At 43.1% G+C, this 25,796-nt stretch carries 17 protein-coding genes, 7 tRNA genes and 1 riboswitch; of the genes, 11 read left to right on the top strand and 13 right to left on the bottom strand.

Annotation, left to right across the window (positions count from 1 at the left end; all coding sequences use genetic code 11):
- Positions 1-61 precede the first annotated feature (61 nt).
- From grxB to C9J47_RS13735, 3 genes are all read right to left on the bottom strand, one after another.
- Positions 62-712 (bottom strand): glutaredoxin 2, encoded by a 651-nt coding sequence (gene grxB / locus C9J47_RS13745; RefSeq protein ID WP_107254040.1) that lies wholly within the window; start codon positions 710-712, stop codon positions 62-64.
- Positions 713-787: 75 nt separating this feature from the next.
- Positions 788-1,594 carry an exodeoxyribonuclease III gene (gene xthA / locus C9J47_RS13740; RefSeq protein ID WP_107254039.1) on the bottom strand — a complete coding sequence of 269 codons (807 nt, stop codon included), beginning with the start codon at positions 1,592-1,594 and terminating at the stop codon, positions 788-790.
- Positions 1,595-1,781: 187 nt separating this feature from the next.
- A complete protein-coding gene (locus tag C9J47_RS13735; RefSeq protein WP_107254038.1) occupies positions 1,782-3,365 on the bottom strand; it encodes a Na+/H+ antiporter NhaC family protein in 1,584 nt (527 codons plus the stop codon).
- 82 nt (positions 3,366-3,447) lie between these two features.
- A riboswitch (Lysine riboswitch) is annotated at positions 3,448-3,619 on the bottom strand.
- Between the two features lie 188 nt (positions 3,620-3,807).
- On the opposite strand from C9J47_RS13735, the gene C9J47_RS13730 reads away from it, so the two are divergent.
- A complete protein-coding gene (locus C9J47_RS13730; protein ID WP_107254037.1) occupies positions 3,808-5,715 on the top strand; it encodes a BCCT family transporter in 1,908 nt (635 codons plus the stop codon).
- Between the two features lie 107 nt (positions 5,716-5,822).
- On the opposite strand, the gene C9J47_RS13725 is transcribed toward C9J47_RS13730, so the two are convergent.
- Positions 5,823-6,782 carry an endonuclease/exonuclease/phosphatase family protein gene (locus C9J47_RS13725; protein ID WP_107254036.1) on the bottom strand — a complete coding sequence of 320 codons (960 nt, stop codon included), beginning with the start codon at positions 6,780-6,782 and terminating at the stop codon, positions 5,823-5,825.
- A 309-nt stretch (positions 6,783-7,091) separates the two neighbouring features.
- On the opposite strand from C9J47_RS13725, the gene C9J47_RS13720 reads away from it, so the two are divergent.
- The 3 genes from C9J47_RS13720 to C9J47_RS13710 all read left to right on the top strand — a co-directional run bounded on the left by C9J47_RS13720 (position 7,092) and on the right by C9J47_RS13710 (position 10,497).
- Positions 7,092-8,006 carry a LysR family transcriptional regulator gene (locus C9J47_RS13720; RefSeq protein ID WP_107254035.1) on the top strand — a complete coding sequence of 305 codons (915 nt, stop codon included), beginning with the start codon at positions 7,092-7,094 and terminating at the stop codon, positions 8,004-8,006.
- Between the two features lie 294 nt (positions 8,007-8,300).
- On the top strand, positions 8,301-9,368 hold the full coding sequence (locus C9J47_RS13715) for an alanine/ornithine racemase family PLP-dependent enzyme (RefSeq protein WP_107254034.1): 1,068 nt from the start codon (positions 8,301-8,303) through the stop codon (positions 9,366-9,368).
- A 166-nt stretch (positions 9,369-9,534) separates the two neighbouring features.
- A complete protein-coding gene (locus C9J47_RS13710; RefSeq protein WP_107254033.1) occupies positions 9,535-10,497 on the top strand; it encodes a glutathione S-transferase family protein in 963 nt (320 codons plus the stop codon).
- Positions 10,498-10,544: 47 nt separating this feature from the next.
- On the opposite strand, the gene C9J47_RS13705 is transcribed toward C9J47_RS13710, so the two are convergent.
- The 8 genes from C9J47_RS13705 to C9J47_RS13670 form a co-directional block, all read right to left on the bottom strand.
- A complete protein-coding gene (locus C9J47_RS13705) occupies positions 10,545-12,269 on the bottom strand; it encodes a response regulator (RefSeq protein WP_107254032.1) in 1,725 nt (574 codons plus the stop codon).
- Between the two features lie 140 nt (positions 12,270-12,409).
- Positions 12,410-12,494, bottom strand: a tRNA-Tyr gene (locus tag C9J47_RS13700).
- A gap of 101 nt (positions 12,495-12,595) precedes the next feature.
- Positions 12,596-12,680, bottom strand: a tRNA-Tyr gene (locus tag C9J47_RS13695).
- A 100-nt stretch (positions 12,681-12,780) separates the two neighbouring features.
- Positions 12,781-12,865, bottom strand: a tRNA-Tyr gene (locus C9J47_RS13690).
- A 99-nt stretch (positions 12,866-12,964) separates the two neighbouring features.
- A tRNA-Tyr gene (locus C9J47_RS13685) sits at positions 12,965-13,049 on the bottom strand.
- Positions 13,050-13,178: 129 nt separating this feature from the next.
- A tRNA-Tyr gene (locus tag C9J47_RS13680) sits at positions 13,179-13,263 on the bottom strand.
- Between the two features lie 144 nt (positions 13,264-13,407).
- Positions 13,408-13,492: transfer RNA gene (locus C9J47_RS13675), tRNA-Tyr, on the bottom strand.
- 114 nt (positions 13,493-13,606) lie between these two features.
- Positions 13,607-13,691: transfer RNA gene (locus C9J47_RS13670), tRNA-Tyr, on the bottom strand.
- 191 nt (positions 13,692-13,882) lie between these two features.
- On the opposite strand from C9J47_RS13670, the gene C9J47_RS13665 reads away from it, so the two are divergent.
- From C9J47_RS13665 to C9J47_RS13645, 5 genes are all read left to right on the top strand, one after another.
- A complete protein-coding gene (locus C9J47_RS13665) occupies positions 13,883-14,992 on the top strand; it encodes an efflux RND transporter periplasmic adaptor subunit (RefSeq protein ID WP_146150848.1) in 1,110 nt (369 codons plus the stop codon).
- Complete coding sequence (locus C9J47_RS13660; RefSeq protein WP_107254030.1) at positions 14,992-18,123, top strand: multidrug efflux RND transporter permease subunit; 3,132 nt, start codon at positions 14,992-14,994, stop codon at positions 18,121-18,123. The genes C9J47_RS13665 and C9J47_RS13660 overlap by 1 nt, the downstream gene beginning before the upstream one ends.
- A 259-nt stretch (positions 18,124-18,382) precedes the next feature.
- Positions 18,383-19,501 carry a 23S rRNA pseudouridine(2604) synthase RluF gene (gene rluF / locus C9J47_RS13655; protein WP_107254029.1) on the top strand — a complete coding sequence of 373 codons (1,119 nt, stop codon included), beginning with the start codon at positions 18,383-18,385 and terminating at the stop codon, positions 19,499-19,501.
- A gap of 104 nt (positions 19,502-19,605) precedes the next feature.
- Entirely contained in the window at positions 19,606-19,908 is a 303-nt protein-coding gene (locus C9J47_RS13650; RefSeq protein ID WP_107254028.1) for a PTS fructose transporter subunit IIB, read from the top strand.
- Between the two features lies 1 nt (position 19,909).
- On the top strand, positions 19,910-20,716 hold the full coding sequence (locus C9J47_RS13645; RefSeq protein ID WP_107254027.1) for a PTS sugar transporter subunit IIA: 807 nt from the start codon (positions 19,910-19,912) through the stop codon (positions 20,714-20,716).
- Between the two features lie 52 nt (positions 20,717-20,768).
- Here the strand turns inward: C9J47_RS13645 and C9J47_RS13640 are convergent, their stop codons facing one another.
- Positions 20,769-21,614: an AraC family transcriptional regulator gene (locus C9J47_RS13640; protein WP_107254026.1), complete on the bottom strand. Its 846-nt coding sequence runs from the start codon at positions 21,612-21,614 to the stop codon at positions 20,769-20,771.
- Positions 21,615-22,033: 419 nt separating this feature from the next.
- Here C9J47_RS13640 and manA point away from each other — a divergent pair, with 419 nt between their 5' ends.
- Entirely contained in the window at positions 22,034-23,239 is a 1,206-nt protein-coding gene (gene manA / locus C9J47_RS13635; RefSeq protein ID WP_425440603.1) for a mannose-6-phosphate isomerase, class I, read from the top strand.
- Positions 23,240-23,751: 512 nt separating this feature from the next.
- A complete protein-coding gene (locus tag C9J47_RS13630) occupies positions 23,752-25,647 on the top strand; it encodes a PTS fructose transporter subunit IIABC (RefSeq protein WP_006232864.1) in 1,896 nt (631 codons plus the stop codon).
- Positions 25,648-25,796 lie beyond the last annotated feature (149 nt).

Here is a 25,796-nt window from a genome sequence, read left to right as displayed (position 1 = left end):
GCAGCCCAGATGTTCCCGTTACCAATGGAAATATCTGGGCTTTTTTGTGTGATGAGTATAATTAAAGCGCAACGTCATCGTATAAATTGATGTTTGTTAATGCAGCAACTTCATCAATGTATTGGCGTACTTGCGTTGGAAATACTAGCCCTTTAACAACGGTTAAGTTGCGTAAAGAAGGGAACAGGTTTACATCATCGTACGTTAGATTGTTATCACGCTCAGATGGTAGTATTAACCAATCGAGCTCCGTTAATACTGCATTCAATGCTGTGATATATTGCGCGGAATGCGTAAAAGCATCATCAAATGATTCATTAATCATTGCGGACTTTTTGTCATGAAACCAATCTTTGGCTTCTTGGCACTGAAATTCAGGTAAATCAATTTTTAGCCAACGAGGGTAAAGCAATAAGCTACTGTATGGACGTGTTTTCTCTGACCATTGTGCGATCTTATTTGCATCCATGCTTTGCCCTAAAGAAGGCTTGCCATCGAGTTGATCGATATAAGCCGCAATATCAAGGCTCTCGGCCATGTAACTGCCATCTGGCTTTTGTAAAATAGGAACTAAGTTAGCACCGACTTTTTCAATACGTGCTTCAATATCGTGATTCTGTAAGGCAACGAATTCAATGTCAGCTTTTTTATAACCGACAACCATCATCGCTTTTATACAAAACGGACAATGATCAAAAATAAATAATTTCATGGGCTTTCCTACGAGTGCTCAAGAGAAAAGGTGCAAGCTTGTTTTCATGAGCTTGCACTGAAGGTTGAAGGTGATTTATTTAAATGTTGACCATATAGGCGCATGATCAGATGGCTTTTCAATACCACGTAATTCGTAATCAATGCCAGCATCGATACAACGATCAGCAAGTGATGGTGTAGCAAGTACAACATCAATACGCAAACCACGGTTATCGACAAAACCTTTTGAGCGATAATCGAACCACGAGAATTGGTCATCTACGTCAGGGTGTAACTGACGGAACGTATCGGTGAACCCCCAGTCCATTAAGGTTTTTAGCCATTCACGTTCAATGAGCTGAAATGAACATTTCCCGGTTTTTAGCCAGCGTTTGGCATTGGCTGGGCCGATACCGATATCTAAGTCAATTGGGCTAATATTAATGTCACCCATCACAATCACTTCTTCTTCGTTAGTGTGGTGAGTGTTCAAGTAATTCATTAAATCAGCATAGAACTTTTCTTTTGCGGGGAACTTTGTTTCGTGGCTTAGGTTTTCACCTTGTGGGAAATAGCCATTTAACACCGTCACTTTCTTGCCATCTTCCTGTTCAAAGGTTGCCATGATCATGCGACGTTGCGCATCTTCATCATCAGTTGGAAATCCCTTTTGAACGCTAACGGGCTCTTGTTTACACAACATAGCCACACCGTAATGGGCTTTTTGACCATGGTGATAAACTTTGTAGCCCATGGCTTCAACATCAGCTAATGGAAAGGCTTCATCATGTACTTTGATTTCTTGTAGACCAATCACATCGGGTTGGTGCTTTTCAATCAAAGCTTGAAGTTGGTGAAGACGAGCGCGAAGACCATTAATATTAAATGAGATGACTTTCATGTTCTAAATTCCAATTATTATGAGCTTGTTAACTGGTGATTCTCGATATTAGCATACCCCCTTGAAGTACTGTTATACCTAAGCTACTTCAAGGTGGCTTACTGAACGTCAAGCTCTCTACTTTCACATCAAGTGCCTGAGGACATTTGATGTGAAAGGGATAAGGTAATTGGAGGGTGAGCGTCTACTATCGGGCTTCGGCCATACTCATAACAGGTTGGTTTTTACGTAAGGCAAATAAGCAAAACATCACAAACCACAGACCACTGACAATAAGTCCTGCCCATGTTGAATGGGTATAACCGATCGCGATGTAGCCAAGCAGGGCGCCAAAGGCAACAGAAACCGCATAAGGGAGTTGGGTGAGTACGTGATCCATATGGTGGCAACCAGCACCGGTAGCAGACAGAATACTGGTACTGGAAATAGGTGAACTGTGGTCACCAAAAACAGCACCAGCAAGAACGGCAGACAGCATTGGCAGTAACATGCTGATATCACTCGCGGCGGCAATATCGCCTGCTAGCGGTAACATAATCCCAAAAGTTCCCCAGCTGGTGCCCGTTGCAAATGCCATCGCACAAGACAGTACAAAGACCACTGCTGGCAGCATTTCAATAGGGATATTGCCACTGGCCATAGAAGCTAGGTACATGCCTGTTTCCATGTCGCGTACGACAGAACCGATTGTCCAAGCAAAGAACAGAATAATGATAGCGGGTAGCATCGCGCCAATACCTTGCGGCGCAGCTTCTAGCCATACCTTCGCACTTAACTTCAAGCGAAGTGCCAATACCACAGAGACCACCAGACTACAGATCGCCCCGTATACCAGTGAAGAACCGACATTGGTGTGTTCGAAAGCACCGATCACGCTAAAATCGAGACCTTTCGCCGTTAGCACTGCTGCACCGGATTGGACCATGAAGTAGACCGCCGCCGCAGTCAGCGTCAGGATAGGAAGTACCATGTCTATCATGCCGCCATTGCTGCCTTCAGGCGTTTCAATATCAAGACCGGGTGGGCGACCACGAGATTCATCCCATAATTGTCCTTCTAGTGCCCGTTTTTCATGTTTACGCATTGGACCGATATCAAGCTGAAAAGCAATAACACACAACACCATGACAAGGGTAAATACCGCGTACAAGTTCATCGGGATCATCTCGACAAAAGCTGAAATAGGGCTTTGGTCTGTGACGTTATGCGCGACCATAATGCCGCCAATTAGCGCGATAATATAAGCCCCCCAAGACGAGATAGGCATTATCACACAAACGGGGGCTGCGGTTGAGTCGAGCAAATAAGCCAGCTTGGCACGTGAAATTTGGAAGCGGTCGGTGACTGGGCGACAGATGGCACCTACAGACAAGCTATGGAAGAAGTCATCAATAAAAAAGATAAATACCATTAGACCTGTTAACGATTTTGCACTGCGGCGATCCTTACAGCGTACAGCTGCCCAATCGGCAAAGGCTTGAGTCGCACCAGAGACGCTCATCAGGCTGATCAATGCACCAAGCAATAACATGAAGATGATCATATTGGCGTTATCGCTGTTTAGGCTGCCATTAACCCACACAATGCTAAGTACTTTATCAAATAGGTAGTTTAGCGCAGCAGTGGGTGAAAAATGCGTCAGCATAAGGGCGCCGGAAACAATGCCAGTTCCGAGTGATAACAGTACTCGTCGAGTAGTTACAGCTAGAATGACCGCCAACAATGGGGGAAGAACCGACCAAGCGGAATCTGAATAATGGATGAGGTTCATGATCTCTTTACACCTATAAAAAAAGGTGGAGATCTACCAAAAAGAGGTGTAACGAAGACGTCTGAAGAAGTGACTTGTTACCCCTTCAGGTAGCGCTCCATAGGAAAAAACTATGGCAGTCCTGCGCCTATTCGACGCAGACCCAGCAACTGAGTGTGATAACAACAGTTACTTCGGCGCTGACTCCTTTCTCCGGCATCGTCGGTATCATCCTCCGCACGGTTACTTATAGGCAGCGCACCTCTACTGATTAAGGGTTTGCGCTGTCTATACTATCAATAAGTCATCACAGAGCAAGTGTTAAATAGTGGTATTTATTGATATTACGCAACAATCTACTGCTTTCATCGTAACGATGAAAAGATAGATTTGGTGACAGCGGCCTTTATGCATGACTATCTACCTATCTATACATGGAATTTTTCATTATTAAGGAGCAAGCATGATAGATAAAAAACACTTTGAACTGATCGATAAACCAACCTTTTTTGGTGCATTAGGGCTATTGGTCTCGGTTGTGGTGCCATTGTTACTGTTTCCGGTACAAGGGGCTGAATGGATTGCGGTTGCTAAAACGTTTATGACCGATAAACTCGGTTTTCTTTACCTCGCTTTAGGCATCTCTGCTTTCTTTTTCATGATATATATCGTGTTCAGTGATATTGGCCAAATTAAGCTAGGTGATGCTGACGAAAAACCTGAATTTGCTACGGCATCTTGGGCCGCGATGCTATTTTGCGGGGGGATCGGTGCCAGTATTTTGTATTGGGGAACCATTGAGTGGGCTTATTACTATCAGAGCCCACCATTTCAGCTTGAGTCCGGTAGTGAAGAAGCCGTTCGATGGGCTGCGACCTATGGTATTTTCCACTGGGGTCCAATCGCGTGGTCTATTTATCTGATTCCAGCGATTCCCATTGCATACTTTTTCTACGTAAGAAAGCAACCAGTATTGAAAGTGTCGGCGGCGCTCATGCCCGTTATCGGTGAAGCTCGCAGCCACGGTAAACTTGGTAAGTTCATTGATATCCTGTTTATTTTCGGCTTGCTTGGCGGGGCCGCGACAACGCTTGGCCTTGCTGCACCTTTGATTAACGAAGGAATAAGCTACCTCTTTGGCATTCCATCAACCACAACCACACAGATTGGTGTGTTGCTGCTTTGTACGGCACTGTTTGCTTACTCTTCTTACAAGGGGATGGATGAAGGCATTAAAGTGCTTAGTAACATTAACTTCTGGGGTGCGCTGGGGTTACTGGTTTTCGTCTTGTGTGCCGGTCCTACGCTCTTTATGTTAGAAACGGGCTTAGATTCTATTGGGCGTATGCTGTCTAACTTTTTTGTGATGGCGACATGGGCAGAGCCGTTCGGTGGCTATGGTACGTTTGAAGATACGCATTTCCCACAAGATTGGACCATTTTCTACTGGGCGTGGTGGCTAGTATTCGCACCAAGTATGGGTTTGTTCGTAGCACGTATTTCTCGTGGTCGTACTATCAAGCAAATGGTGTCAGGCGCGATTTTCTTTGGCTCGTCGGGTTGTGCGCTCTATTTCATGATTTTGGGTAACTACGGCCTGTCTCTGCAGCTTTCCGGTCAGCTGGACGTTGTCAGTATCTTGAATGAAGACGGTCCAACTCGCGCCATTTTCTCGATTCTTGAACAGCTGCCAATGAGCACCATGGTCATCGCTGTGTTCACTCTCTTGTGTATTATCTTTACGGCGACAACGTTTGATTCCATCTCGTTTATTTTGGCTTCTGTTGTACAAAATAACGTGACAGAAGATCCGATGCGTTGGAACCGTTTGTTCTGGGCATTCACACTTTCATTCATGCCTTCAGTGCTGATGTTTATGGGGGATCTGTCAACGTTACAAACGGCTGCGATTGTCGGTGGTCTGCCATTACTTATTATTGCTGTTATGTTGATGATTTCTGGTGTGAAAGCCGCAACGCTCGATTTGGCTCACCAGGAAGGATATATCGATCCAGTGATCAACATTGAAGATTTCCCAGATGTCGATCCATGGTCAAAAGAAGGTATGGCGATGGCGCAATTTGAACGCTTGAAAGACGAAGCTATTGCGGCTGCGGAAGAAGAGCGCGACAAACTCAATGCTATCTGGGTGCTGAAGAAAGAAATCCGTGCCACAGCCCTGTCAAAAGGCGAATCAGGCATGGAATTAGGTGATGCACCTCAAGAACAATTGGATGAAATCAAGCGTCTTACCGATGAAGCGATGGCAGCTAAAGATCACAAGCTGCAAGCCTCTGAACAAGCGCAAGAAGCGCGTAAGGTATTTGATGATCTAATGCGCGATCGTCAAGAAATGGAAGTGGAAGCATAATCTTGGCAACACCGTAGAATAATTGCAAGCCGTCCTTATATGGGCGGCTTTATATGCGTGTCACAGATACAGAGGCAATACAGCGTTGTAGCTGTGAGGGATGAATATTATAGATTCAATGATAGTGCAATCGGACAATGATCACTTAGGTTGAATGCTTTGACTACCTCTACGTCAGTGGTGAGTTCGCGAAAGCTGTTGTTGACCATTTTCCGTTTGGCTCGTCCATCAAGCACAATGTGATCAATGAAATTGGGATAGTGACGGATTTGCCTGTGTTTTCTCCGTTTGCTATGAATTTTTATACGACATTGACTCTTTTTACCTTCGGTAGCGGCATAGAGTGATAATCCGGTAGGGCGTCCGTCATCCAGTTGTTGCCAAATTTTGTCATTGTGCAATGTGAGCCGTCGATTGAAATCCCCCAATATCATAAAAGGTAGAGGCTCAGCCGCTCGACGGTCTACCCATTGCTCCAGTACTTCAAATTGTCGGTTGAGCTGACGACAAGCCCTATTTTTGGTGCTTTTCTGTTGGCTATAGCAACCACTTTTCAAATGAATAGTCAGCAACCTCAGAGCCGGTTTCCCGTCGTTCAGTAGCGTAATATCAACCCCATAGCGCAAGCTCTTATTTCCTCTTAGATCCAACTGATGTAAATCTGCATTTCGCACGTATGAAATTCCTTCTCGAATGGCAAAGCCGACAAATTGAGGCCAGGGTTGTGCGTAGCGTTTGTCATTGTATTGGCTCTCTCGCTGTCGATGGGAGAACTCAAAGGTATATTCGTCATTCGTTAATACTTTTGAGATAGCTTGGCGATCCGCGACTTCTTGGAAGGCCAAGATATCAGCATCTAACTGGGTCGCTATATTGGCCAGTTGCTGATAATCAACATGGGTGCGCTGGGACGGAGGGTTTTTAATAACAATAGGATCGGATGAGAGCCATTGCAGATTCCAGCTGGCAATGGTCAGTGTGTTTACAGTATGTATGTTCGGTTTGGAAAAGCTACCGTTTACCAGTGTCAAGGCACTGATTAAAAAGAGTGGGAATAGCCATTGCATACAGTCTGTCCGAATGAAATGCCTAATGTGGCTACTTTTTGAATGGATGGGATCAACGATCTATACATGTTGCGAGTCGGCGAACGTTTTGCTGAAAGAAGGCTGGTGCGTTGGGTTATGATTGCGGTCCACATCTATAACCGAAGAATGAGGAGGATTCGGAGCCAAAACTGTTGCGTACGAATATTTTTTCAGGTTAGCCTATGATCGAGGGTGAGGTTTGATATTTATTTTGGAAGCATTATCACGCTTTTATTGTATTTGTATGTATGGTAAGTTTGAAAATTCTCATTCAAGATGCCTAATTAAATGAAACCAATAGATAATCTTGATATCCGCCTATTAAAGCTCTTTCTTATCATTGCTGATAGCGGCGGATTTTCTGCAGCCCAATATCAATTAAATATGCATCAATCGAGCATAAGTAAAAAAATGGGTGATTTGGAAACTCGCTTGGGCATGACATTATGCCAACGAGGAAGAAGTGGATTTAAATTAACCAGTGATGGGTTGAAGGTCTATGAGGCAAGCAAACAGTTATTTAATTGCATCGATGATTTTCAAGTGAAAGTCGATGAAATTCGTAATGTATCGAGCGGCAGTATTAATATTGCTTTTACGGATAACTTAGCAACCAATAAAAATTGTCGGATCCAAACTGCGATCAATACCTTTTGTAATACGCATTCAAAGGTCAATATTAATACCCAGATCTATGATTCATCTTTGATTGAAAAAAGTATATTGGAGAATAAACTAGACGTTGGTATAACCTCTCCAGAAGTGCTTAAAAGCGGTCTTAAATATATTTATATTTTTAATGAACAACAGCAATTATATTGTTCACCATCACATCTAATATTAGCTTTAAATCGCGAAGTCACTGTAGAAGATATTCTGGTACACCCTGTTGTTGATCGTGGGTTGACCCATCATGTGACTCCTCTCAGTTATGCCAGTGAGCATCTGTATAAGTCTACAACGACCAATATGGAGGCGACAGCTCATATGATTCTCTCTGGCCACTTTATTGGCTATCTTCCAGATCACTATGCACAGATATGGATTGAGCGTGATGAGATGGTGAGAATTTCTGCTATTCATGGGTTGGAATATAACCCTAGCTTTTATCTGACTATTAATGAGAAAAATGACTTATCGTATGCGACAAAAGCACTAGTCACAGCAATATTAGATGCGCATGATGTTAATGCTAATTTCTAGTGAGAGTTTTTATTAAGAAGAACGAACTGATTATTTTTTCTTCATAGTAATATATTTATGATCAACTAGTTGTATAGTGTGTTTGTCTTGTTTTATATGCACTCTGTGTGATTATTAAACGAATAATGTACCTTGCATGCATAAGCTGCTCACTCTACTGGTTGATTTATAAAACTCTGTTTGATTACATTGTTAAATGGCTAAGTAAACATCATAAAATTACTATTTAATAGCTCGAATAAATCTATATAACTACCGTTTCTTTTGATTTTGGTTATTTATAGGTTAGTCCATATGCAATATCCCTCTTTATCGATCAACCTTCGAATAATCGAAAATAATACTCGTGAGCTGGTTCAGCTTTGTTGCAATAAGGGTATTATTCCTGTGGGTATAACCAAGCTGGTGGAAGGTTCGGAGCCGATTGTTCGTGCGATGATATTTGGCGGGATCCAAACTATCGGGGATACGCAAATTCAAAACCTGATGAAGTTAAAAGATCTTCCGATCCGAAAAATGTTGCTCCGACGGCCGTTACTCTCGGAAGTCGAGGGGGTGGTATATCATGCTGATATTTCACTGCACTCTGATCGAGCGGTATTAGAAGCATTATCTCAAGCAGCAATAAAGGCGAATAAGCGTCATGAAGTTATTATTATGCATGATTTGGGCGAGCTGCATAAAAAGACTTTCGATGACTCTAAAACTGAAGAACTGGCGGAGTTAGTACTGATGCTTCCAGGGCTTACATTCGTTGGTATTGGCAGTCATTTGGAGTGTTATCATGAGGTTGAATCTACGACCGACAGTGGTACTCTGCCCGTTCATCAGGAAGAGCATACTGAATGGGGGAGTTACTGCGATTTAGATGCTATTTCGGGCGCAGGCGTAACTGGTATTGTGTTGATGATGCCAAGAGAAGGAACACCACGGTTTAATCAACTACGTCTAGGGGCGTCGTTGATCATGGGAGAGGGATTAAATAATGAGTCCATCATCGATATATCGCAGGCACCAATGTACTTACAGGTTGAAGTGATTGAAATTAAAGAAAAGTCTTCAATTCGACTTCATTCTATTGAATTAGATACTTTAGACAATGAATTCTATTTCACTGATCGTGGTGCCAGATTAAGAGCTCTATGTGCGATAGGTGAACAAGATGTCGATATTAGCCAGTTAACGCCAGTTGATGATGGGATTACCATTGTCGGTAGTAGTCATAATTGCCTAATACTCGACATCACTGATGCGACTTCTTGTTATCAAGTTGGAGATGCGCTTAGTTTCTACCTTACATATAATGGTGCATTACAATGTATTACGTCAGAGTATATACATAAACGCTACAGTTTTGCATAACGACTATATTACTTCTAACTATTGATGGCCTTAACGTACAGCGGCATCGAGTCTGCCGTCAGCTTATTCAAAAAATTCAACCATCACCATCAATTCATCACTGCCGATCTTGTTGATAAATCCACATATACTCTAATTGAACGTTTTTTGAGTTAAGGGGGGGGTCATGGGTAAATTAGTTAAAGGTGTATGGCACGATGTGTGGTACGAAACAGATACAAGCGATGGCAAATTTGTTCGTGAAGAAGCAGGTTTTCGTCACTGGTTAACGCCAAATGGAGAGAATGGCCCTGATGGTCAACAAGGCTTTAAAGCTGAATCTGGACGCTATCATTTGTATGTGTCTTTGGCTTGCCCTTGGGCTCATCGCACACTTATCTTTCGTCAGTTAAAAGGATTAACCCCTCATATTGATGTGACGGTTGTCAGTGCAGACATGTTAGAAAAAGGCTGGGTATTTGATGAACCTGAACCCCTTTACGGTTTCAATTTCATGCATCAGGTATATACCCAAGCAAAGCCGGATTATTCGGGGCGTGTGACTGTGCCTGTATTATGGGATAAGCAGACACAAACAATTGTGAGCAATGAATCGTCAGAAATTATCCGAATGTTTAATACTGCGTTTAATGATTTAACGGGTAATCATGATGATTATTACCCGCAAGCACTCCATCCTGTTATCGAGCAATGGAATGATTATATTTACCCTGCCATTAATAATGGGGTATACCGTTGTGGTTTTGCGACCACCCAAGAAGCGTATGAAGATGCTTTTTCTGAGCTGTTTTCAGCCCTTGATACCGTAGATGCACATTTAGCGACAAATCGTTATTTAGCCGGAGAGCAATTAACTGAAGCTGATTGGCGTTTATTCACGACCTTAATCCGTTTTGATGCTGTTTATGTTGGGCATTTTAAATGTAACTTAAAACGTATTGCGGAATACCCTCATATTCAAGGTTATATGAAGGAGTTATACCAATTTACAGGTATTGCTGAAACCGTCGATTTTTATCATATTAAACGTCATTATTATTTTAGTCATACCATGATTAACCCAACGGGTATTGTCCCTATGGGACCAGCACTCGATCTTATTACGTTTCATGGTCGGGATGCTATTTAATATCAATGTTGTGAGCTTGTTTTTTGTAATAAGTGCAAGCTTGCAGATCAAGAGATAAAAGTGGTGACGGTATTTTTACTGTGGTAACGACGCAGGTAAGGATCAATGGTGATGTTATGTTGCGTTTTTGTCATTTTTATCAATAAGCATTGAAATATATTGTTTCGCCATTCTGTAAGAACACTAGGCAGTGGCATCATATTAATCGCCTTTATACTTTCTTTGATCTTGTCTTGATCATAAAGGTTTAATTGATAAAGGCTTTGTAGGCGCCCAAGGTGAGCTTCGCTACAGAGTGGATAGCGGCTGATGATGTCATTGTAATGCTGCAAAGTCACAAGATCTGCAATGTGATCTTGTTCTAATAGCATTTTTGCTTCTTTCAAGTCAATCATCAAGGCCTGGATACTATTAATCGACGTGGTATTTTTCTTGAGTTCTGTAAGTCGGTTTTGGCTATGCCCATCAATACGGTCACGTTGTTTAAATACTTGGTAAATATCAAAAATTAGCTGTGCCTCACCAAGGTGGAACAATGCTGGCAATATTTCGATTAATATTACAGAAGGCAGCTTTGCGATAGCGTCAAAATGTGCTGATAAGCTAACCATCAGTCGGCGCTTAGCTTTTAAAGGTTGATCGTTAGCTAACGAAAAGCGTGCCAGCGTTATCTGACCATAGAGCGTTAAGAAGGGTTGTTGTATGGGTAATAATCGGTTGATAGCCAGTTGATGAATACCTTTGAGTTGTTGAATGAGTTGTCGTTGTAGACGGTGTGAGGTTTGAGCAAAGTACAGTTGCTCAAAAATGGCGGTAAATTCAGCCAAACGGGTTACCCAAGAAACATCAATAATGGGCAGATGAGATGCCAGTACTTTCCCGGCTTTTATCAAACTCTCAGAGTCATTAAGGTTGGCTGCGAGCTGAGCAACTAGCAAGACGCGATGAGTTACACTGGGTGTATAGTTTAAGGCCTGTTTAGCACTGCTAAGAGCATCGTGATATTGCTTATTTTCTTCCTGATATAGTGAAAGAAAGTCATAGGCATCGACATAGAGTGGAGAGCGTGCGACTAGCTGTTGTAGCTTGTGGATTGCAGTATTGATATCTCCTTCATGGTGACTAATACGTGCATCAACGAGACTGATTTTATGGGTTGGATTTTGTGTTATCAGCAATCTTGTCAGTCGTTTAACTTGCTCCCAATCCTTTTGTTCGATTAGCAGATCGAGTAATAATCCTTCAACTTTATGATGATGACCATACTCACTCAGTTGTTGCTTGGCAATACGAATGGCGAGTGGAATATCATTATTTTCAAGTGCAGCGTAAATGGGTTTACGTTGAGCACAATCATTACAGATTTCTTCCAGTTTTTGCTTTAGACCAGATATCGTAATGGGTTTAGAAAGAAAGCTATCTGGTTCAATACTGAGTGTCGTTAAAATGACTTCCCTAGAATGGTCACCAGAGAGAACGAGAATACCGCAGTCGGAAGATAAGAGTTTCTTTTGGCGCAGTAATGTCGTGAGTTCGTTACCATTGAGGGCTTTGTTTAAGTGATAATCTGTTAGTAGAAGCTGGTAGTGATTATTTTGACAGTAACGAATAGCTTCTTCATAACTGAACGCCATATCGATATTGGTGGTGTGTATCCCAATGTTTTTCAGCAAGCTTTTTAATAAAACCGCAGCAGTACGCTGATCGTCAACAATCAGTATTTTTAGTTTTGACCAATCAATCGTTGGTAAGCGCTTCATTTGTTCGGGCATACATGTCCTTTGTGGAATATGCACTTAAGTGTATTTATGTATCTTAGCTGTTTTTTGGGCAAGCATATCTAAAAAAAAGGCGAAAAGAGTGATAAATTTGCACAAAAAAAGCCAGCTGCTTGCGCAACTGGCTTGAATGATGGTGGAGGGAGAAGGATTCGAACCTTCGAAGGCGGAGCCGTCAGATTTACAATCTGATCCCTTTGGCCACTCGGGAATCCCTCCACGGGATTTGTCTGCTTGTTTGTCAACAAGCGGTCTTGCGATGAAAACCGTTTCGTTGTTCAACCTCGTGACAGAAGGTTGCGAAGCCATTTTCAAAATGATGGTGGAGGGAGAAGGATTCGAACCTTCGAAGGCGGAGCCGTCAGATTTACAATCTGATCCCTTTGGCCACTCGGGAATCCCTCCACGGGATTTTTCTACTTGTTTTTCACAAGCGGTCTTGCGATGAAAACCGTTCCGTTGTTCAACCTTGTGACAAAGGTTGCGGTAACCATTTTCAAAATGATGGTGGAGGGAGAAGGATTCGAACCTTCGAAGGCGGAGCCGTCAGATTTACAATCTGATCCCTTTGGCCACTCGGGAATCCCTCCACGGGATTTTTCTGCTTGTTTTTCACAAGCGGTCTTGCGATGAAAACCGTTTCGTTGTTCAACCTTGTGACAAAGGTTGCGAAACCATTTTCAAAATGATGGTGGAGGGAGAAGGATTCGAACCTTCGAAGGCGGAGCCGTCAGATTTACAATCTGATCCCTTTGGCCACTCGGGAATCCCTCCACGGGATTTTTCTGCTTGTATTTTTACAAGCTGCTTTTTATAAACTGTCTTTCAATAAGCAGTTTGCGATGAAAACCGTTTCGTTGTTCAACCTTGTGACAAAGGTTGCGGTAACCATTTTCAAAATGATGGTGGAGGGAGAAGGATTCGAACCTTCGAAGGCGGAGCCGTCAGATTTACAATCTGATCCCTTTGGCCACTCGGGAATCCCTCCACGGGATTTATCTACTTGTATTTTTACAAGCTGCTTTCCATAAACTGTCGTGCTACAAACTGTCTTTCAGTAAGCAGTTTGCGATGAAAACCATTCCGTTGTTCAACCTTGTGACAAAGGTTGCGGTAACCATTTTCAAAATGATGGTGGAGGGAGAAGGATTCGAACCTTCGAAGGCGGAGCCGTCAGATTTACAATCTGATCCCTTTGGCCACTCGGGAATCCCTCCACGGGATTTTTCTACTTGTTTTTTACAAACTATCTTTCAATAAGCAGTTTGCGATGAAAACCGTTATCTTTATCAACCTTGTGGTTAAGATTGTAATAACCATTTTCTAAATAATGGTGGAGGGGGAAGGATTCGAACCTTCGAAGGCAGAGCCGTCAGATTTACAATCTGATCCCTTTGGCCACTCGGGAACCCCTCCACAAGTGCGGAGCGGATAATAACAAACATTTAGACCCTGTAAACCTTTTTCCTTATAAATTTTGTGCGCTTGCTGAATTTTTCATCATATAGGCGGAGATGTACTGTTTATTGCTTAACTTTACACTTCTTTACCCTCTTTCAGCATCGGTTCAGATATCATTTAGTCAGTCCTTTATTAGTGGTTTTAGCATGAAAAAAATAGTTGTTGCTGTTCTAGTTACTGCAGCGTTGACTGGCAGTGGGATTTTCTCTATTCAAAATGGTGTCTTTTCTCAAGGCACTGCTCACGCTGCAGAACAAAAAGCTGGGTCAGCACGCGTTATTGCGGTGACAACCGGTGAGGTCTCTTCTCATCCTATAGCTCAATCGCTTTCTTTAATTGGTAAGTTAGAGGCTGAGCGCTCTGTGTATATTGCGACAGAAGTCGCGGCTAAAATTGATGCGATTCCTGTTCGAGTGAACAGTAAAGTGGAAAAAGGTGATTTGCTGGTCCAGCTTGATGATGCCAAAGCAGAGGCGGCATTGGATGAAGCACAAGCTTATCTCAATGATGAAAGACGCAAATATAAAGAATTCGAACGTTTGGTAAATCGCGGTGCAATTACCCAAACTGAACTAGATGCGATGCAGGCCAGCGTGAATATAGCAGAAGCCCGATTAAAAGCGGCGCAAGCGGCATTGAGTGATTATGCCATTCGTGCCCCGTTTGATGGCACGGTTGGTTTAATTGATTACAGTGTGGGCCATATGGTGACTATGGGTGGTGAGCTTTTCACGCTTGATGATTTATCAGGTATGCGCCTTGATATTCAGGTTCCTGAGCAGTACTTATCATTTTTGTCGGCTGGTATGAAAGTGAGCGCGACCAACCAAGCATGGGCTGGCAAGACATTTAATGGTGAAATTCAAGCCATTGATTCTCGCGTACAAACGGATTCACTTAACATTAAAGTACGCGTGTTATTTGATAACCAAGCCGGATTCTTAAAACCGGGTATGTTAATGGCAGCAACGATTGGCTTTGTGCCACAAGAAGCGGCAATTATTCCGGTACAAGCATTGGAATATTCAGGCACTAAACGTTTTGTCTATTTAGTGAATAATGAAAGCATTGCTACACGTACCGAGGTCATATTGGGTGCACGTATCGATAATGAAGTGGTGATTGAATCGGGTATCGAGGTTGGTGACCGTATCGTAGTGCAAGGTTTAGTGAATATGCGTGACGGTTTGAAAGTGGATGATTTAACCGCAAAAAAGCCCCAAAGCTTGCCCCTAACAGCGGAGACTGATGTCTAATGTGGTTATCTGATGTCTCTGTTAAACGCCCTGTGGTCGCAATAGTACTGAGCTTACTATTATGTGTTTTTGGTATGGTCTCTTTTTCTAAGCTGGCTGTGCGTGAAATGCCCGATGTAGAAAATCCTGTCGTTACGGTAATGACTAACTACAGCGGGGCATCGGCAACGGTCATGGAAAGCCAGGTGACCAGCCCAATTGAAGATGAACTGTCTGGTATTAGTGGTATTGATAATATTACGTCGGTGACCCGAAATGGTATGTCCCGTATTACTGTTGAATTTTCAATGGACTGGGATTTAACCGAAGGGGTGAGTGATATTCGTGATGCGGTAGCACGTGCTAATCGTCGTCTACCGGATGAAGCTGATGATCCTGTTGTGTCGAAAGATAATGGTTCGGGTGAGCCTGCGATCTATATCAATCTGACCTCTTCTGAGATGGATCGGACTCAGCTGACTGATTACGCCCAACGGGTATTGGAAGATCGCTTTAGCTTAATTGATGGTGTGAGTTCGGTAAGTTTATCGGGTGCTTTATACAAAGTCATGTACGTTAAGCTAAAACCAGCATTAATGGCAGGGCGTGGGGTTACCACCAAAGACATTGTCGATACACTTCAAGATGAAAACATTGAACTGCCGGGCGGTGAAGTCCGAAATGATGCGACAGTCATGTCGGTTAGAACGGCGCGTTTATATCTTTCACCTGAAGATTTTGATTACTTGGTAGTACGAACGGCTGATGACGGTACTCCGGTTTATTTGAAAGATGTTGCCGATATTGATGTTGGCGCTGAGAATGAAAATTCCACCTTTAAAAGTAATGGTGTTGCGAACTTAAGTTTAGGCATCGTAACCATGTCTGATGCGAACCCTTTGAATGTCGCCAAAGACGTGCACGCTGAAGTGGATCGGATGCAGCAATTCATTCCTGCTGGTACAACATTAGCCGTCGATTATGATGCAACAGTCTTTATCGATCGCTCTATTTCAGAAGTGTATAGCACTCTATTGATCACTGGCGCATTGGTGATTTTGGTCTTGTACATTTTTATAGGTCAAGCAAGAGCGACCTTGATCCCTGCGGTAACCGTACCTGTCTCTTTAATTTCAGCTTTTATTTCAGCGTACTTTTTGGGTTTTTCGATCAATCTATTAACCTTGATGGCATTGATTCTATCTATTGGTTTGGTGGTCGATGATGCCATTGTGGTGGTTGAAAATATGTTCCACCACCTAGAAAAAGGGGAATCACCATTACTTGCGGCTTATAAAGGGACACGTGAAGTTGGTTTTGCTGTAGTGGCAACCACTGCGGTATTGGTAATGGTTTTCTTACCTATTTCCTTTATGGAAGGCATGGTTGGGCGTCTGTTTACTGAGTTCTCTGTGTTGCTAGCGATGTCGGTCATTTTCTCATCCATTATTGCGTTAACACTGACCCCTGTATTGGGCAGTAAAATGCTAAAAGCCAATGTGAAACCCGGCAAATTTAATCTGTGGATTGATAGCCAGTTTAGCAAACTTGAAAATGGTTACCGTAATGTGGTGGCTATGGCCGTAAAACGCCGTTACTTTGCCCCGTTTATTGTTGCTGGGTGCATAGCGGCGAGCTATGGCTTGATGCAAATTATACCCGCGCAATTAGCACCCCAAGAAGATCGCGGTGTGCTGTTTGCCTTCGTTAAAGGGGCGGAAGGCACCAGTTATAACCGTATGATTGGTAATATGGACGAAGTGGAGCAACGTTTACTGCCCATGTTAGGTAAAGGCATGCTGAAATCGGTGAGTATTCAAACCCCGGCTTTTGGTGGGCGAGCGGGCGATCAGACTGGCTTTGTCATCATGCAGCTTGAAGATTGGGCTGATCGTGATGTGACAGCTCAACAAGCGCTAGGGCAGATCAGCAAAGCATTACAAGGTATTCCCGATGTTTGGGTACGCCCTATGATGCCAGGTTTCCGTGGTGGTTCTTCTGAGCCTATCCAATTTGTATTGGGGGGCTCTGATTATGAAGAACTTTTCCAATGGGCCACTAAACTTCAAGCTATTGCCGAAGATAGCCCAATAATGAATGGCATTGATCTCGATTACGCGGAAACCACGCCAGAATTGGTGGTGACGGTGAACCGTCAACGAGCAGCTGAATTGGGTATTCCGGCGACAGATATTGCTGAAACCTTAGAGATTATGCTGGGAGGGCGTAGTGAAACTACATACGTTGATCGTGGCGAGGAATATGACGTTTACCTTCGTGGTGATGAAAACAGTTTTAATAGTTCAGCCGATCTTAGCCAAATTTATCTGCGCTCAAAGGTGGGTCAGTTAGTTACGCTAGATACCGTGACTAAAATTGAGGAAGTCGCGTCACCGCAACGCCTCAGTCATACAGATAAGCAAAAGTCGATCACGCTGAAAGGTAACCTGAATGATGGTTATACCTTAGGAAATGCTCTCGATTTTCTTGATCAACAAGCGATTGATATTTTACCGAGTGATATCACGATTAACTATTCAGGTGAATCGAAAGATTTCCGTGAAAATCAAAGTGATATCTTTATGGTCTTTGGTTTGGCATTACTGATTGCGTATTTGGTATTGGCTGCCCAGTTTGAAAGCTTTATTAACCCTCTTGTTGTGATGCTAACGGTGCCGATGGGGATCTTTGGCGGCATGGCAGGATTATGGATAATGGGGCAAGGGCTTAATATTTATAGCCAGATAGGCATGATCATGTTGATTGGGATGGTAACCAAAAACGGTATTCTAATTGTCGAATTTGCTAACCAGTTACGTGACAAAGGCATTGAGTTTGAGCAAGCGATTGTGGATGCATCAGTACGACGTTTACGTCCTATTCTGATGACGGCATTTACGACCTTGTTTGGTGCTATTCCACTTATCATGTCGACAGGCGCGGGTTCTGAAAGCCGTATGGCTGTAGGTACTGTGGTGTTCTTTGGTATGGCATTTGCCACATTGGTAACGCTATTAGTTATCCCTGCGATGTACCGTTTGTTATGCTCAAAAACAACCTCACCTGGTCATGTTGCCGCTCAGCTGGAAAAAGCAATGCAGCAAGATTATGTCGGCCGAAGTACACACGGTGAATTACCGCCCAACTCATAGGTAATTAATCGAAAGTGCTCGTACATTAAATAAAAACCGCCGATATTTGGCGGTTTTTTCTTGGGTGAGGGGCTAATAATAACCGCTTGGTTGTATTGATTCTCTTACTCATTAAATCGCATTCTGCGTGATTTTTCATTCATAGGTATAATTAGAGTGTTCTGTTTTGTCGAGATTCAGGTAAAATCACGCTTGTATTATAGATACAGAAAACATCACCCTTGATCGCGTTGCGAAACGCTTACGAAAGAAGAATCCCATGCCACAAAATCAGTCTGACAATAAAGACCAGCTTGAAACACAAAGCAAGCCAGTTCGATTAAATAAATTCATCAGTGATACAGGCTATTGCTCACGCCGTGAGGCGGACAAGCTAATTGATCAGGGAAGAGTAACCATTAATGGTACGCAGCCAGAGATGGGCACTAAAGTGATGCCAGATGACGAAGTACTGGTTGATGATAAACCGTTACGTGCGAAAGAGCGCCCAATCTATATCGCGCTGAATAAGCCGACAGGGGTAACGTGTACAACAGAGCGTCATGTTAAAGATAACATTGTGGACTTTATTGGCCACCGTAAACGTATTTTCCCGATTGGTCGTCTCGATAAGCCCTCTGATGGTTTGATCTTTTTAACCAACGATGGCGATATTGTTAATAAAATTCTGCGTGCAGGTAACTCACACGAGAAAGAATACGTGGTGCGTGTCGACCATCAGATCACCCCTGAATTCTTAGAAAAAATGGCATCAGGTGTTGAAATTTTAGATACGGTAACCTTACCTTGTACGGTTAAGAAAGAAACGGACTATTCATTCCGTATCACGCTAACGCAAGGCTTAAACCGTCAGATCCGTCGTATGTGTGAAGCACTTGGTTACGATGTATATAAATTACGTCGTGTACGTATTATGAACATCACCATCGATGGCCTACCAAACGGTAAATGGCGTTACCTAACCGACGATGAAATTGCGGAAATTAATACCCTGATTTCACAGTCGAGCGGCACTGAAGAAGCATCAAAAGTTGATGCTGAAGGGCAAGCAATTTCTAAAGCCACTGATGCTAAGCTGTTTGATAGCCGTCAACAAGCTGCAGAAGAGCGCCAACGTGATCGTGAACGCGGTATGCGTGATGCAACGTATAAAACGTTTAAAGCCAAAGGTGAGTTCACTCGTACGCGTCGTAATACTGAACGTGATGATAAAACGGGCAGTGCACGCAATGGTGATAATCGCCCAAGTCAGAACCGTGATCGTCAAAGCTCTCGTGATCAAAGCTCTTGTGATCAAAGTACGCGTGATAGCCAAGCACCACATGGCAACAAGCCAAGCAGCGGCATCAAAAAGTGGAAATCAAAAAGAGAGTCATAATTAGCAATACGCTAAATAGCCGATAAAGCGTAAAATGCGAGCTTCGAGTAACTATTTACTTGATGTTCGCTTTTTTATATTTCTGATGTTATAGAGGAAGATACATGAAAATCGTTGCTGTCACGGCATGTCCGACAGGCATTGCGCACACTTATATGGCTGCCGATGTACTTACTAAAACAGCCCATCAATTAGGGATTCAAATTCAAGTTGAAACTCAAGGGGCGATGGGTATTGAAAATCTATTAACCCCACAAGATATTGCCCGAGCAGATATCGTATTGATTGCATCTGATATCGAAGTAGAACAGCGTGCTCGCTTTACGGGCAGTAAAATCCACTGTGTGACCATTGAAGAAGTGTTAATCAATCCGACTGCTGTTATTCAACGTTGTCAGGAATTGTAAAATGATCCAACGGCGCATAACCTTTTATTGTTGTTCGAAAGGCTTACCGTCTTATCAGCTTCATCAGCTAAAACGTTTGGCTGATTATTTCCGCTCATCAGTCACGTTGTTAAATCTTCGTCAGTTACGTAAAGCAGATATTCGCCAACCTCTTCGTATGCTCAGTCTCGCGAGCAAACCGGGTGAACTTTGCCAGTTGGTGATTCAAGGGAATGATGCTGAATTAGCCCATATGGTGTTAACAGAATTCATTGCCGAATTTGCTAAACCTGTTATTCAACGTCGTATGAAAAATGCATCGTCTTCAGGGTTACTAGCTAATATTCAGTCACCGTTACCCTTTGATTTTTCGTTTTCAGTCCACTCTATTTCAACTGTTGATGCTGCAACACCGAAACCTAAAGTGATTGCATCGCTGGTGGATCGGTTGAATCAGCAAAAAGTTAGTACTGGCACTAAAAAACAGTTAGTCGAATGTTTTATGGCTAGGGAAAAAGTCTCTGCGACAGTGATGGGGCAACAGATCGCTTTGCCTCATATCATGCATGAATCGATTACCGTACCGGGTATGACGATATTAAGCAGTAGCGCTGGTATTGAGTGGGGGTCAAACCGAGGACCTGTCACGAGAATGATTGCAATGGTGCTGCCCAAGCCACCACAACGCCCAGTGGTGATGGCTTTTGCCCATTTCTCGCAATGCTTACTCAATGATGATTTCTGTGAAGCGCTAACAACGGCTAAAACGCCTGCTGTGATCCATGCGATTATCTTGAATGCGCTTAGCTCAGTTGAGTCGTTGAGCTAAACTGCTTAGCTTGAGCGTTCAGCTGCTAAACGACTTGTTATACCATCACTCGTTATGTTATCTCCCGGTATTCCGTTGGCGTTCTGCCGGTTTTGTTTTTAAATACCCGACAAAAATAATTCACATCTTGGAAACCGCAGCGTGTCGCGACTTCATGCAAGCGGAAAGGGTACTTTTTCAACATAAACTTTGCCCGTTCTAGCCTTACCCAGCATATATAATCGGCGAGCCGCATGTGCCCTTGTTGGCGAAATAAGCGTGAAAGGTGATTGGGTGAGACGTTAAAGCGGTGTGCAATGGTTTCACGGGTGACTGCTCGGTGAAAATTCTCTTGAATATAGATACAAATCCCCTGATAAAGATCCTCACTGCGTGTTTTTGCTGATTGCGTAGGTGAGTGGATCATCGTGCGGCAATAGCTTAATAATGCCATTAACAAATGCTCATCCATCGGGCTGTGATTTGGCTCTTTGGCTAAGGTATTCAGGGCACTCAAAATGTGGTCGATAGCATGCCCAGTCCAAGCCTGAATACTGTGCTTCTGTACGTCGTAAAACCCAACGCTTTCTTTGCCTTTACTGACTAAGCTGAACCCCAATTGACGTTTGCCAAACAGTAAGCTCAATACCGAACATTCATTTTCCCAATTCGGTTTATTCCAAGTATTAGGGGGAATGTAAATAGCATCACCCGCCATTAGGCTAACTTCGCTAACTCCCATCACGGGATCTTCGAGTTGATTAATATATTCCCCACTTAATACCAGCTCCAGCCGTGGAAAATTGACTTGATAGCTAAAGGCGGGAGGCGCATGTTGATCACCTGCAAACCAAATACGGTTAAAATTCTCCCGTTCAGATAAAACAGTATCAATGATATCGAGAAATACAGTACTCATAGATGCTCATGGTTAAAGTGTGTAAAAGCGCTTAAATAGATGCTAAATGCCACGATAAGTCAGTTAAGTGTGGTAATTAAGCGACAGTATCCTACTGGCTATTTGAAGGGGGATTCATGATCTTAAACAAGATAGCCAATAGTTTATGATGAATGCATATCGCAATCGGGTAAACGATTTTGCTATAGTCTTGCGGCGTTGATCGGCATTGTGTTGGTTGATGAGCTAACAAAACTAGCGGTAAATATCGTTAACGAAACGACTTCCATCAGTTTGCGGCTTCCATAGTTTACGAATAGCCATTTTGTAAATAACCATGCTTCTAATAACTATGGTTGATAACTGGCTGATTGATGAAAGTCGTTTTAACGCATTTGATTTTAATATTCGATCTTGATGATCATATTCAACAAGGATTTATGGTAATGACTGATTCAATCCGTCCTGTATTTTTCAAAATGGATAATGTAATTCAAAATTACCCATGGGGCAGTGTTACTTCTGTGCAGCAGCTGTTTGGCACAGCAAATCCAGATGCCCAGCCGCAAGCTGAAATTTGGATGGGGGCCCACCCAAATGGCTGTTCTACAATCAACATGTCTGGCAAGCCAGTATTATTGTCTGATTTCATTGCAACCGATCCTAATGCTATTTTAGGGGCGAATACTCAGGCGACGTTTGGTGAATTACCTTACTTATTCAAAGTACTAGCGGCTGAAAAAGCACTGTCAATTCAAGTGCACCCAAGTAAAGCCCAAGCCGAAGTTGGTTTTGCGAAAGAAGACGCTGAAGGTATTCCTCGCAATGCGGGTAATCGTAATTATAAAGATCCAAACCATAAGCCTGAATTAGTGTTTGCGTTAACGCCTTATCAAGCAATGAATGGTTTCCGTGAAATTGCCGATATTGTGGTGCAATTTGAAACACTCAATATTCCAGTATTGTCTGACTTAGTGGCGGCATTTTCTGCCGAACAAAACGAAGTCGGTCTACAAGGCTTTTTCCAAGCGATGTTATCTCTTGAAGGAGAAGTGAAGGAAACGGCGGTGAACGCATTGTTAGCTTACGCGAACACCCATCAAGAAGACGCGTTATTTGGTTTACTGATTGAATTAGCAGAGCAATACCCTGGTGATATCGGTCTGTTCGCGCCATTAATGTTGAATGTATTAACCCTTCAGCCGGGTGAAGCCATGTTCCTTGACGCCTGCACACCGCATGCTTACATCAAAGGAACAGGCTTAGAGATCATGGCCAATTCAGATAATGTATTACGTGCCGGGCTAACCCCGAAATACATGGATGTGCCAGAATTGGTGGCAAGCACCTTGTTTGTTACTAAACCAGTAGACAGTTTGTTACTTGCCCCTGAACTGGGTGAGGGTAGCCAGCATTATCCTATTCCGGTACCTGATTTTAAGTTCAGCGTTTATCAGCAAGTAAGTAATACAGTGATCGAGCATTACAGTGCTGAGATCTTATTTGCAGTTGATGCCCCTGTTACTGTGACGCACCAAAACGGTGAAACAATCACAATTGAAAAAGGGGAGTCAGTATTCATTCCTGCTTATGCTCTGAACTATGCTGCTAGCTGTAACGGTTGTTTTGCGAGAGCCTACAACTAAGCTTTTACAAAACCAAGCATATCTAAAAAGACGAAAAGGGATTTAGGCTATAGGCGTAAATCCCTTTATTTTACTGTTCTACATTGTCCTCCCGTTATGTAAATATTTCCCTTTTAGTCACTAGTCCTACAATCCAGTTTTATTTTGTGAGCTTTATCACCTAAATATCGTACATCTAATCAGTTATATAGTTACTTTATTGCAGTGTTGAATTTTCCGTTGGTTATTTGTATTTATTTTAATAGCGATAATTATGGTTAATTCTAATCTTATATCTTTGTATTCTAATGTTTATATGTTGGTTTTATTACGAGTTGGCATATGGTTCTTTATATGAGACATCGATCACACTGAAAGCTGCGTGGTACAAATATCCAGTAAAAGCCTTTTTTATGCTCTATCGAAATGGCTTGCCAGCGACCACAATAGTTATAGACATGAGCGCACCATCAATGGATGAATACATCCTAGGTGTAAAGCGACACAGAAGAGAATAAATCGGGGATAGAACGATGATTACAACTCTCATTAATGAAAACTTAATCAGCTTGAATTTACAAGCAACGACCAAAGAAGCGGTATTTGCTGAAATGGCAGAGATGCTTGCTCAGCAAGGAAAAGTGGGTGATAAAACTCAATTTCTTGCAGATATCCAAGCACGTGAAGAGCTAGGAAATACTGGTTTTGAAGATGGCGTAGCATTGCCACACGCCAAAAGTGCTGCGGTTGTATCACCCGCAGTGGCTATTGGTGTGAGTCGCCAAGGAATAGAATACGGCGCAGAAGACGGCTTACCTTCCAAACTCTTTTTCATGATTGCATCGCCAGATGGCGGCGCCAACCACCATATTGAAGTGTTAGCTGAACTATCCTCGAAGTTGATTGAAGACGGTTTCATTGAGGCGTTCTTAGCGGCAAAAACTCCGGCAGATGCCTTAGCGTTATTGCTAGAGAAAAAAGCAGCCGCACCAAGCGTCGCAAAAGACCAAGGTTTCCTGATTGGCGTAACCGGTTGTCCTGCTGGTGTTGCACATACTTACTTAGCAGCAGAAGCGCTGGAAAAAGCAGCTGCCGCGATGGGGTATGAAATTAAGGTCGAAACTAACGGTTCTATTGGGGTGAAAAATACCCCTACAGCCGAAGAGATAGCCCGTGCCGATGCCATTATCGTAAGTTGTGATAAGCAAGTTGATATGGCGCGCTTTGCGGGTAAAAAATTAATTAAGACGGGTGTAAAAGCACCGATTAAAGACGGTAAAGGCGTGATTGAGCAAGGATTAGCGGCAGCCCCGTTTGATGCTTCAAATGAAAAGCCAACCTCGACAGAAAGCAAAGTGTCAGAAGCGCGTTCAAATCTATACCGCTACCTGATGAATGGCGTATCACACATGATCCCGTTTGTGGTTACTGGTGGTTTGTTGATTGCGTTAGCGTTAGCCATTGGTGGCCAACCGACTGATGCGGGTATGGCGATTCCTGAAGGGAGCTTGTGGCAATCAGTATTAGATGTAGGTGTGATTGCCTTCAAACTGATGATTCCAGTACTTGCAGGTTACATTGCTTTTGCGATTGCAGACCGTCCAGGCTTAGTCCCTGGTTTCATTGGTGGCTGGATTGCAAATGACGGTTCGTTCTACGGTGCTGAAGCTGGAACAGGTTTCATTGGTGCGATTGTCGCTGGTTTACTGGTCGGTTATTTCGTGCGCTTTATCGCAACTCGTAACTACCACAAAATGATTCAGCCTTTAGTGCCAATCATGATTGCGCCTATTACGGGTACCTTGTTTATTGCTGGTGCGTTTATCTTTGTAATTGGTGCGCCGATTGCTGGCTTGATGGAAGGCTTAAATGCGCTTCTAACCAATATGAGCACTGGTAACGTTGTTTTACTGGGTATTGTGTTAGGTGGTATGGCTGGTTTTGATATGGGCGGTCCTTTCAACAAGGTGGCGTTCCTATTCTCTGTCGGCATGATTGCTAACGGTCAGACTCAATTTATGGGGGCAATGGCCTGTGCGATTCCTGTTGCACCATTAGGTATGGGTCTAGCGACAGTGATTGGTCGTAAATTGAATATCTTCGAAGAGAGTGAAATCGAAGCTGGTAAAGCAGCTGGTGCAATGGGCTTGGTGGGTATTTCTGAAGGTGCGATTCCTTTTGCTGCACAAGACCCACTATCTGTTATTCCAGCCAACGTACTGGGTAGCATGGTTGCAGCAGTAATGGCGTTCTCATTCGGTATCACCAACAGCGTGGCACACGGTGGCCCAGTAGTTGCGCTATTAGGTGCGATGAATAAGCCGCTACTTGCATTACTATGTATGGCGACGGGTATGGTAGTCACTGCACTTGTAGCTATATCATTGAAGAAAATGCGTATGGCGAAAGTTCAAACGGCAACAGCGTAACGATATCGGTGTAATTGTATCGGTTATATAAAAGCCGACATACAAGCATTTGATAGATAGGCACCTAATTACAAGGCACCTAATAAACAGGACATCAAATATCACGGTATATGATGTCTTGTTTATTAGGTGCTTTGTTCTTTTTTATT

This window comes from Photobacterium indicum, assembly GCF_003026215.1.
Lineage (GTDB): Bacteria > Pseudomonadota > Gammaproteobacteria > Enterobacterales > Vibrionaceae > Photobacterium > Photobacterium indicum.
The sequence above is the reverse complement of the archived record's forward strand: the minus strand, read 5'-3'. Positions and strand labels throughout refer to the sequence as shown.